The organism is Caloramator australicus RC3, assembly GCF_000297115.1.
Classification (GTDB): Bacteria; Bacillota; Clostridia; order Clostridiales; family Caloramatoraceae; genus Caloramator; species Caloramator australicus.
The window spans coordinates 1-10125 of sequence record NZ_CAKP01000126.1 but is presented as its reverse complement, the minus strand read 5'-3'; the positions used below and the strand labels follow the sequence as shown (position 1 = coordinate 10125).

The 10125-nt window shown below is 34.1% G+C and carries 10 protein-coding genes and 1 pseudogene; 1 reads left to right on the top strand and 10 read right to left on the bottom strand.

The window, feature by feature from the left end; translation table 11 throughout:
• Positions 1-3: 3 nt before the first annotated feature.
• The 10 genes from CAAU_RS12130 to CAAU_RS12085 form a co-directional block, all read right to left on the bottom strand.
• Positions 4-327, bottom strand: a complete 324-nt coding sequence (locus CAAU_RS12130) for a UPF0236 family transposase-like protein (RefSeq protein ID WP_008909729.1) — start codon at positions 325-327, stop codon at positions 4-6.
• 199 nt (positions 328-526) lie between these two features.
• Positions 527-715 (bottom strand): hypothetical protein, encoded by a 189-nt coding sequence (locus tag CAAU_RS12125; RefSeq protein WP_008909728.1) that lies wholly within the window; start codon positions 713-715, stop codon positions 527-529.
• A 155-nt stretch (positions 716-870) separates the two neighbouring features.
• Positions 871-1644: an S-methyl-5'-thioinosine phosphorylase gene (locus tag CAAU_RS12120; protein WP_008909727.1), complete on the bottom strand. Its 774-nt coding sequence runs from the start codon at positions 1642-1644 to the stop codon at positions 871-873.
• A gap of 253 nt (positions 1645-1897) precedes the next feature.
• Positions 1898-3226 (bottom strand): APC family permease, encoded by a 1329-nt coding sequence (locus CAAU_RS12115; protein WP_008909726.1) that lies wholly within the window; start codon positions 3224-3226, stop codon positions 1898-1900.
• The gene (locus CAAU_RS12110) at positions 3226-3699 is read right to left on the bottom strand and encodes a 2-thiouracil desulfurase family protein (protein WP_008909725.1); all 474 of its coding nucleotides are present in this window, start codon (positions 3697-3699) and stop codon (positions 3226-3228) included. Before CAAU_RS12110 ends, CAAU_RS12115 begins: the two co-directional genes overlap by 1 nt.
• 75 nt (positions 3700-3774) lie before the next feature.
• Positions 3775-6141: an endonuclease MutS2 gene (locus tag CAAU_RS12105; protein ID WP_008909724.1), complete on the bottom strand. Its 2367-nt coding sequence runs from the start codon at positions 6139-6141 to the stop codon at positions 3775-3777.
• Positions 6142-6154: 13 nt separating this feature from the next.
• On the bottom strand, positions 6155-8515 hold the full coding sequence (locus CAAU_RS12100) for a U32 family peptidase (protein ID WP_008909723.1): 2361 nt from the start codon (positions 8513-8515) through the stop codon (positions 6155-6157).
• Positions 8516-8542: 27 nt separating this feature from the next.
• Complete coding sequence (locus CAAU_RS14030; protein ID WP_008909722.1) at positions 8543-9157, bottom strand: cell division protein ZapA; 615 nt, start codon at positions 9155-9157, stop codon at positions 8543-8545.
• Positions 9158-9210: 53 nt separating this feature from the next.
• On the bottom strand, positions 9211-9396 hold the full coding sequence (locus CAAU_RS12090) for a HEPN domain-containing protein (RefSeq protein ID WP_008909721.1): 186 nt from the start codon (positions 9394-9396) through the stop codon (positions 9211-9213).
• The gene (locus CAAU_RS12085; protein ID WP_008909720.1) at positions 9386-9712 is read right to left on the bottom strand and encodes a nucleotidyltransferase domain-containing protein; all 327 of its coding nucleotides are present in this window, start codon (positions 9710-9712) and stop codon (positions 9386-9388) included. Before CAAU_RS12085 ends, CAAU_RS12090 begins: the two co-directional genes overlap by 11 nt.
• Positions 9713-9897: 185 nt before the next feature.
• On the opposite strand from CAAU_RS12085, the pseudogene CAAU_RS12080 reads away from it, so the two are divergent.
• Positions 9898-10125: pseudogene (locus CAAU_RS12080) on the top strand (transposase); the annotation flags it as partial.

The window sequence follows — 10125 nt, the reverse complement described above, 5'->3', positions numbered from 1 at the left end:
TATCTATATTCTCCGCTCTTTCTTGATTTGTAGTATTGTTCTTGAATATTCTATTCCTCCTAGGAGCGTAATAATACTTTTCTTGTCTTTTCTTTCAACTATCCATTCCTTTTTTCTCTTATCATCTTCTTTAATCGCTTTATCTAATTCTTCTAAAAAGTCTTTTATTATATTCCTTCCAAGTTCATCAGTCGATTCTTTAACTACCTCAACAAGTTTTGTAAAATCCCATTCTTTTGACAGCATTTCTTCTACATTTTTTATTAATTTAGTAGTGAAATTTATTAAATGTTGTTGTATAATATCATGTTGTATAATATTATTCAAAAGAGACACCCCCTTATTGATTTGTGTTTTTTCCACTTTTTATTTTACCACAGGGGTTGTCTCTTTTAAATTTTTTGTCCTTTTTCGTCCTACAATAATTTTACACTATGACTAATATAAGTTATGATACACAAATAACATATGTCATTATTAAAGCGTCCTTACTCATGACTAAAGTCACGAGTGTGCGGACGCTTTTTTAATCAATTATAAATATCCTTTTGTTATATTCCTCACCCTCTAAAGTAAAGTTATCACAGTAGCGCTTTGATAAGGGATATATTATATCCAAAAAAGCATTAGTCTCCCTATCGTTAAGCCAAGCAGAAAGTACCCTTGCATCCTCCATCTCTATAGCTCTTATAAAGGTCTTGCTCCCTTTTAACATATTATCACCTCAAGAAGATTATAGCAGAACTTAAGCTTTCGTGCCAGGTAATAAAAAAGAGGATAGAAAAATCACTATCCTCTTTAATAATTTGTTTTTGGTTTTATGTCCTAACAACTTATTTGTAGTCAACACTCTACTTTATCTTAACAGTGTTATAATTTTATTCTGCTATCTTTACATTTGCAGCTATCTTGGTCTAATTTTTTTTCTAAAAAGACCTTCAAAAATGTTTCCATAATCTTTTCTTTATTTTTGTTCATACTGCCTTGAATATCATGCAATACTATATCTGTTGCATTTATTCCTGTGCACCAATTAGTTATAATACCTATTGCTGAATAACACATCCCCAATTCCTTTGCTAATACCACTTCTGGAACGTTCGTCATCCCTACTACATCTCCACCTAGTTTTTTATACATTTTTATTTCTGCCTTTGTTTCAAATCTTGGTCCCTCTGTGCATATATATATAGCTTCTCCCTTAACCTTTAAGCCAACTTCCCTTGATGCTTCATAAAACTTATTAATAAGATTTGGGCAATAAGGATTGTCCATGTTAGTATGAACTACTCCCTCTTCCCCCCCTTCATAAAATGTTAAAGTTCTATTTTTAGTAAAATCAATAAAGTCAGTCAAAATAACCACATCACCAGGTTGATAATTTTCATTGCAGGATCCTACTGCTGCAGTAGCATAAATATATTTAATACCAAGCATTTCAAGCGCCTTTAAATTTGCGCGATAATTTATAAGATGTGGAGGAACCGTATGGCCCTTACCATGTCTTGCTAAAAAGACAATTTCTTCTCCATTAATATTTACAATGTCTACGACTACTTCTCCGTATTTCGTATTTATGGTTTTTGAATAGCAATTTGGGTATAAATCATAGACACCTGTCCCACCTATTATAGCTTTTTTCATAGGTTCTCCTCCTACCAACCCATACTTTTTAAAATACATCTTATATGTTCCATTACTATAATTCTAATCTCTTGTGCAGTTCTATAAATACTATTCTTTCAAATCCCCACAAATTCCCTCCCTAAATTCTTTTAAGTATCGTTATTTATTTTCTAAGAACAATATAAATTTACCATTATCAGTTGTCAATTATATTATTTAAGTTTTTTATTTAAATTTAAATAAAAAAGGCAGGTTTTACCCTGCCTTAACATTACTTTCTCTTTAAATACATATAAATTGGAATACCGATAAGCGTTACTCCAAGACCTAATAGTGCTCTATTTGTGCTTGTTGTTATTGTGCTAATTAGTATAAAGAGTCCACCTGCAATTCCGATAAATGGAACTATTGGATAAAGTGGAACTGTATATGGCCTCTTTAGGTGCTTAAATTTGCTTCTTAAAACAAATACACCAGCAACAGCCATAGTAAAGAATATCCATAGAACAAATACAACAAGATCAGTTAGTGTATCAAAGGATCCTGTCAATATATATAAAGTTCCTACTGCAAAAATGTAGATTATTGAATTAATTGGTGTTCCTGATTTTGGGCTTAATTTTGAGAAAAATCCCTTAAATGGGAGTAACCCTTCCTCTGCCATTGCATATGGAACTCTTGAAGCAGTTAAGATGTAGCCGTTTAAAGCCCCAAATATTGAAACTAAAATTCCAAGGGATATAAAGGATGCACCAAAGTTTCCAAACATAACAACTGCTGCATCTGATGCTGCCTTCTTTGATGCTATAACTTGGTCAAATGGTAATACATTTAATACTGCAAGGTTAACTGAAAGGTATGCAACTAACACAAGTCCAAGCCCAATTATTATAGCCTTTGGAAGATCCTTTGCTGGATTTTTAAGCTCTCCTGCGATATTACCAACATTTATCCATCCATCATATGCCCATAAAGTTCCTAAAACTGCAAGTCCAAATCCTCCTGCTGTGCTCTCTTGAGCTACCATAGGAGTAAAGCCATGGGCTGTACCCTTTATAAGCCCAAAAATAGCTATAACAAATATAGGAATGAGCTTTCCTATCGTTGCTACAGTTTGAATTTTTCCACCAAATTTAGTTGAAATAATATTTGCTACAGATAGGAAAAATAAAACAAAAATCGCTAAGAGTTTTTGTTGCATTTCTGTCATTGGAATAAATGCCGTTGCCTGAATAGAAAAGATTATCGCAAGGGCAGCAACTGAACCTGGAAAATACACAGCAATTTGAACCCATCCTAATAGGAATGCTGCAAGGTCTCCATATAATTCTTTAAGGTAAGCATATAGCCCTCCTGTTTTTGGAATTGCTGCTGCAATTTCTGCAACAGTAAGTCCTGCAGCTATTGTAATAATTCCTCCAACAACCCAAGCCAATATTCCAAGGCCTGGTGCACCAGCATTTTTAGCAACTATTGCCGGCTTAAAAAATATACCTGACCCTATAACTACACCAATTACTATTGCTATTGCCTCTAAAAGACCAAGCTCCTTTTTTAGGATTTCCTTTTCTTCGTAGGTTTCTAGTTTTCTAGCCTCCATTATATCATCCTTTCCAGTAGTTTTTCTATTGCAGCAACGTCTTTTTCATCTACTACTTCAACCCCGTTTTTCAAAAGAAGCTCTACTGTTATCCCATTACCCTCCTTTAATTTATTAGAAAAGGTTCCATCATAAACATAGCCTTTTCCACAGGATGGGCTCTTAGATTTTAAAATAGCTGCCTTGCAGTTAAAAGCCTTTGCTATATTTAAAGTTTCATAGGCTCCCTTAATAAAAAATTTAGTTACATCCTCACCCTTGATATTAACAACTTGTCCTTTACCTTCCAATACATCCTTTGCACTTCCTATGATTTCAGAAGGAAGCCTTGGAGTAGTCATCCCCCCAAGCTGTTCAGGACATATTGGGATTAATTTGCCTTCTTTTAGCTTTCGATACAAAAATTCATTGAAGTTATTTCCACCATCATACTTACAATTTACTCCACAAAGACAAGCACTTACCAAAATCATTTATATCACCCTCAAAAGTCGCACAAGTATAAATTATATAGTAAAATCTGAATTTAGTAAACTATTGTTAAAAGTTTATTTAAGTTCAACAATTGTAACTCCACTTCCGCCTTCACTAAAATCGCCCAGTCTAAAACTTTTTACATGGCTGTGACTTCTTAGGGCCCTTTGTATGCCTTCCCTTAAGGCACCTGTCCCTTTGCCGTGGATTATAGTAACCTTAGTAAGACCGGATAAAAAGGCATCATCTAGATATTTATCAAGATTATAAAGTGCTTCATCTATTGTCTGTCCCCTTAAATCGATGCTTGTTGAAATATTTTCTGCCTTTTCCTTTATAATCTTTGTTGTTCCTAATTTTTGTGCTTGCTTTTTCCCCTTTTCTTCTATAAACAATTTATCCAGTGGAACACTCATCTTCATAACCCCAATTTGAACTAAAACTTCACCCTTGGCATCTGGAAGCGAAAGAACCGTCCCCTTTGCAGAAACTGTAGAAACATACACTTCATCTCCAACCTTTACATCCCTTGCCTCTATCATTCCATCCTTTACGATTACTTCTTCCTCTTTGCTTGACATTGCATCGAGTTTATTTTTCAATTTCTTTCTTGCCTCTTCTGCTTCCCTTATACTTTCAGCCTCAAGGGCTCTTTTTCTAAGTTCGTTAAGCTCCTTTAAAATGGCATCCGCCTCTTCCTTTGCCTGCCTTATAATCCTTCTTGCCTCTTCCTGTGCCTTTTTTATTTCCTTATCCCTTTGGCTCTCAAGCTTATATTTTTTCTCTGAGTATTCCTTTTTAAGCTCAAGGTTTTCCCTCTTAATCTTTTGAACCTCATCGATTTCCCTTTCAAGAAGCAAAGTCTTATTTTGAAGGGATTGAATTACATCCTCAAACTTAGCAACATCCTTTGATATAAACTCCCTTGCCCTGTTTATTATGCCCTCGTCAAGCCCAAGCCTTTTTGAAATTTCAAAGGCATTAGATTTTCCTGGAATTCCAATTAAAAGCCTATAGGTCGGCCTTAGGGTTTCCACATCGAATTCAACGCTGGCGTTTTCAAACCCTTCCTTTTCCATAGCAAATACTTTAATTTCGCTGTAGTGGGTAGTTGCAACCAATTTAGCACCCTTTTTATAAAAATATTCCAGCAAAGACATCGCAAGGGCTGCCCCTTCGCTTGGATCCGTCCCTGCACCAAGCTCATCAACAAGGATTAGGGACTTTTCATCAGCTTCTTTGACTATGTTTATAATATTTTTCATATGGGATGAAAAGGTTGAAAGGCTCTGTTCTATACTCTGTTCATCCCCTATATCCGCAAAGACCTTGTTAAAAACAGAAACCGTAGAACCATCAGAACATGGAATTGCAAGACCTGCCATTGCCATCAAAGTTAAAAGGCCTGTGGTCTTTAATGTAACCGTCTTACCTCCTGTGTTAGGCCCTGTTATAACAAGGGCGTTATAATTTTGCCCAAGCCTTATATCAATAGGAACAACCTTTTCCTTGTCTATAAGGGGATGCCTTGCCCTTTTCATGTTTATAATCCCCTTATCGTTTACCTCAGGAATTGAAGCATCAAGATCGAGTCCAAACTTTGCCTTTGCCATCAAAAAGTCTAAATAGGCTATGTTTTCATTGTCATGTAAAAGCTCCTCAGAATTTTTAGCTACCTTTTCTGAGAGCTCCTTTAAGATTCTTTCTATTTCTACCTTTTCTTTAAGTTCTAATTCTCTAATTTCGTTATTTAACTCAACTATAGGCATGGGTTCTATAAATAAAGTTGAACCGCTGGCCGATTGGTCATGAACAAGCCCTGCGACGCTTCCCTTGAATTCAGATTTTACAGGAATTACATATCTTCCATTTCGCATTGTAATAATTGGCTCTTGAAGATATTTTGAAAGGGAGTGAAGCATCGATTGAAGTTTTTCCTTTACCCTTTGGTTTTTATCCTTTATTGCCCTTCTAATGCTATATAGCTTTTCACTTGCCCTATCATCTATTTCCTCTTCGCTTACAATTGCCCTTTCAATGTCCTCCTCAAGGCTTTTAATATAAAATAAGGATTCTATAATTTCATTTATTATTGGGTAATTTTCCTTTTTAGCACCATCGGCAAAAAATGATTTTAATCTTTTAGTCACTCTTAAGATATCAGAAACCCTCAAAAGCTCTGAAGGGGTTAATGTAAATCCCATTTTTGCCCTTTTTACCGAATCCTCTATGTCCTTAACCCCTTCCAATGGAAGACTTCCCCACTTTAAAACAACATCATAGGCTTCCTTTGTTTCCCTTAACCTATCTTCAACCTCTAAAAGATTTGATGTTGGTAAAAGCTCCTCACACATTTTTCTTCCTTTACTTGATACTGCCCTTTTAGATAACATTTCAATTATTTTGTTATATTCTAAAACCCTAAACGTTTTTTCGTTCATCTAATCATCCCCTTTAAAGAATACCTCTATAAAAATGTCCCTTTGTTATTTTGTTTTTGTTTTCTTCTAATATTTTTTTTGCTTCATTGCTCAAGGAAAAATCACCTTTATGCCCCCTTGTTAGAGCATCCTTATAGGCTTTTACAACTTCACCTGAAAATTTTGCATCCTCATCTAAAAATTCCATAACCCAAAAGCTACTATTAAGACTTACAAGATCCTTTATATGTTCAAGCATTATAGTTATCTTTGAATTAAATATATGGCTCCTACAATAAAGATCCGTTGCTATTAAAAATTTTTCCCCCATTCTGTCCTTAAGATAATGAATTTTATCTTCACAAACCTTTGGGCAATTTAACTTAGAATATCCCTTTTCACTTCCTATTGGGCAATGCCTACTCACCATCATCCTTGTTCTTCCGTAGACAAAAACAATTGTATCCTTATTTGTCTTTGATATAAGGTCTTTGAGCTCTAAAAGATTCAACTCCTGTGAAAGATATACACCCTCATTTTCAAAGGTATCGGGGCAGAATGAGTTTAAAATGTTAAAGCCCTTATCAAGATAGACATCATAACCTAAGTTTAAAAGCGTATTATAAAAGCCTATATTCCCACATAATGCCTTTGTAAATCCTAAATCTTTTAACTTAATTGCCCTCTCTTTGTAATAATCAAATTCTTCTATAATTATCTCAGGAAAATGTGGATAAACTTTATCCTTATATTCCAAAAGATCCACAATATCCCCTTCGTTTATCCTTAATCTATCCCCTCCAAAAAATACCATATCAGCGCCATTTTTTAGTGCCTCTTTTGCAATATCTATTCTTCCAGTTTTAACAATGATCTTTGGCTCTTTTACCTTTTCCCTTTTTTCAAAATTAATATTAACCTTTATATCTTCCCTTTTTTCCTGAAGCTCATCAAGAAGTTTCTCAATTGCCCTTCTTCTTATTTCATTTAATTTTGAAATAGGAATCATAAGGTTATCTTCAAGTTCAACCTCTATATTTTTAAAGAAAAATGGAGTATCCTTCGTCTTTGAAAGGGCTTCAATTATCCTTTCTTTAGTTGTTGGCTTTGTTTTTGCGATTTCAACCCCATCAAGGCTTATCTTTATCCTTTTAGGACCTATAACTTCAAGTTCCATTCCATCCTTTGTAGCGTTAAATCTTCCAATTAAGGGAACTTTCTTTGTTTCCTTCCCCTCAAAGCTTTCTCTTGCCCTTTTAATTAGCTCTGCATCCTGAGTTTTATATAAAATATCCCCAACCTTTGCATTCTCAAAATAAATTTTTACAATGTCTCCCTTTTTAGCCTTTTGAATTTCCCTCCCATCCTTATCGTAAATAGTATTAACAGGAACTCCTATTCCCTTTCCAAATATTTCAAGTCCATCTCCCAAGTTAAGCTCATCCTCAAGTTTTATTTGAACGAATTTCCCCTTTTTTTCTATAACTTTCCCTAGTAAAACACCCCAATTTTTGGGATTTTCATAGGACATCATTTTAGGTCCATTTTCATCAAATAAATAGGCCGTTGTAAAGCCTCCTCTGTTGAAAATCTTTATAGCATCCTCCTTATCCTCCTGAGTTAAAATCCCATCAATTGCCCTTCTATAAGCTCTAACTACCGTTGCAACATATTCAGGCCTTTTCATTCTTCCTTCTATCTTTAATGACTTTACTCCTGCCCTTATTAATTTTTCAATATGTTCTAAAGTCCAAAGATCCTTAGGACTTAAGATATATTTTTTATACCCATCATCTAAGGAATACTGCATTCTACAGGGCTGTGCACATCTTCCTCTATTTCCACTTCTTCCTCCTATAATACTGCTAAAAAGGCACTGCCCTGAAAAGGATATACAAAGTGCCCCATGGATAAATGTCTCAATCTCCGCTTCGGTATTTTTGCATATATATTCTATCTCATTAAGGCTAAGTTCCCTTGCAAGAACTACCCTTTTTATCCCTTGAGAATATAAAAAATTAACACCTTCAAGGTTGTGGACAGTCATTTGGGTGCTGGCATGAATTTCAAAATGCTTTATGTTTTCCCTTAAAAGCTTTAAAAGTCCAATGTCTTGAATTATAAGGGCATCTACTCCGTTTTGATATAAAAAGGCAGCATACTCAAGGGCCCTTTCAATTTCATTGTTTTTTAAAAGGGTATTTAAAGTAACATAAACCTTGGTTCCATATGCATGACAAAATCTTACTGATTCTATTATCTCTTCTCTATCAAAATTCCCCGCATACTGCCTTGCCGAAAATTCCTTTCCGCCTATATAAACTGCATCGGCACCGTTAAGAATTGCCGCCTTTAAGGATTCAAAATCCCCTGCTGGGGCTAAAAGTTCTACCATGTTTTCCCTCCCACAAAAAATAGGGGTTTACCCCCTATTGTAAAAGTTTTTCTTATTAAAATCCCTTGCTTCCTTTAAATCTTTTTTGAGCCTTACAATTTCAATTTCACTCTCTAAAAGTTTATCCTTTAGCTCATTAATATCCTCGTCCCTTTGGCTAACCTCCGCCTGCAGCCTTTGATTTTCAACATATAGCCTTTCGTAATCTTCCTTCATTTTCTTGTATTCTTCGCTGTATTCTTCAAAAGTTAAAGACGCTTCCTCATATTGTTTTTGAACCTCTTGAAGATTTAACATTAATTTTTCATTTTCCTGCTTTAATTTATTATTCTCCTCAAGGACAAAATTATACTGGTTATTAAGGTTTTCAAATTCAAACTGCAGCATTTCAAGCTTTTTAGCTGGCTCTTCTATGGACTTTTTAATTTCTTCAACTTCCCTTTTTAATTTAAAAAGCTCATCTGCAATCAAAAGGGCTGTTAAAACTGCAGCAGAAGTATCGTTATGATTTATATTATTCCTTCTTATTTCCCTAATCCTTTTATCCACAAAATTAGCCAGTGAAAATAAATACTCTTCTGATTCTGTCCCCGTCAATGTATATTCACAGCCATTTATCTTAACATTCACCTTATTTTTCATATCAAGCACCCTACCCTTTCAAAATGCTGTGTTAATTATATTTTATCATTATTTTAGAATTTTTCACTATAATTTTTTACTTTTTCTAGGACAAAATTCTTTATTCTTTCCGCACTTTGTTGACAATGATAACAAATTATTTCTAAAGGTTTAGGGTGCATATTTAAAAGAAATTTTGCAGAATTTAAGTCCATTTCAGCAAACTCAAACCATTCATTAGCAATATCCTTACTGTTCATATAAACAATCCCCTTCATGAACAATTTTATATTCTATTGTAGAGCCTATCTCTGCTCTTTCGGTAAATTCCTCCTTTGAATACACCAAAATATCAATAGGAAAATCAGCTACATCCACTAATGATTTTCTTATAAGACGCAATATATCCCTTTTACTTATTATGTTTTCACTAACTACAATACACAAATCTATATCACTTTCTTGTGTTGGATTTCCATAAGCATAAGAGCCAAATAAATAGATTTTTTCCGCCGGAATTATTTTTTTTATTTCGTTAGTAATCTTATCTATTTGACATTTTATATTTTCCTTCACACTCATCACCTACCAAATTTATAAATAATAGCCTTGAGCATAATTTTAAAGCCTTGAAATTACTAGCCTGCTATGGCTAAATTTTTTTATCACTCACAAATATATTTCATAGGATTTCCTCCTTTTTTGTCGAATTATATTAATATAACAACATTCAATTTAACAACAAAAAGGAGGAAATCTCTATGTATCAACGTCAAGAAATTTTTAACATTATTGAATTTTTTACTTCTCAAAAACTTATCAATTTTTATACAACCCTCTTTGAAAATCTTGATTTATCTCCATTACCAGATAAGGTCCCCTCTAAATACGGCCCTACTGGGTTTTCTCGCCATGCTCTTTTCAGAGCCTTTATTGTCATGAAATGTGAAAAATTTGCTCAAGTTACTGAACTTAAAGATTTCTTAGAA

Coding starts and splice junctions, on each gene's coding strand:
- CAAU_RS12125 (WP_008909728.1), bottom strand. CDS start 715: ATGTTAAAAGGGAGCAAGACCTTTATAAGAGCTATAGAGATGGAGGAT.
- CAAU_RS12120 (WP_008909727.1), bottom strand. CDS start 1,644: ATGAAAAAAGCTATAATAGGTGGGACAGGTGTCTATGATTTATACCCA.
- CAAU_RS12115 (WP_008909726.1), bottom strand. CDS start 3,226: ATGGAGGCTAGAAAACTAGAAACCTACGAAGAAAAGGAAATCCTAAAA.
- CAAU_RS12110 (WP_008909725.1), bottom strand. CDS start 3,699: ATGATTTTGGTAAGTGCTTGTCTTTGTGGAGTAAATTGTAAGTATGAT.
- CAAU_RS12105 (WP_008909724.1), bottom strand. CDS start 6,141: ATGAACGAAAAAACGTTTAGGGTTTTAGAATATAACAAAATAATTGAA.
- CAAU_RS12100 (WP_008909723.1), bottom strand. CDS start 8,515: ATGGTAGAACTTTTAGCCCCAGCAGGGGATTTTGAATCCTTAAAGGCG.
- CAAU_RS14030 (WP_008909722.1), bottom strand. CDS start 9,157: ATGAAAAATAAGGTGAATGTTAAGATAAATGGCTGTGAATATACATTG.
- CAAU_RS12090 (WP_008909721.1), bottom strand. CDS start 9,396: ATGAACAGTAAGGATATTGCTAATGAATGGTTTGAGTTTGCTGAAATG.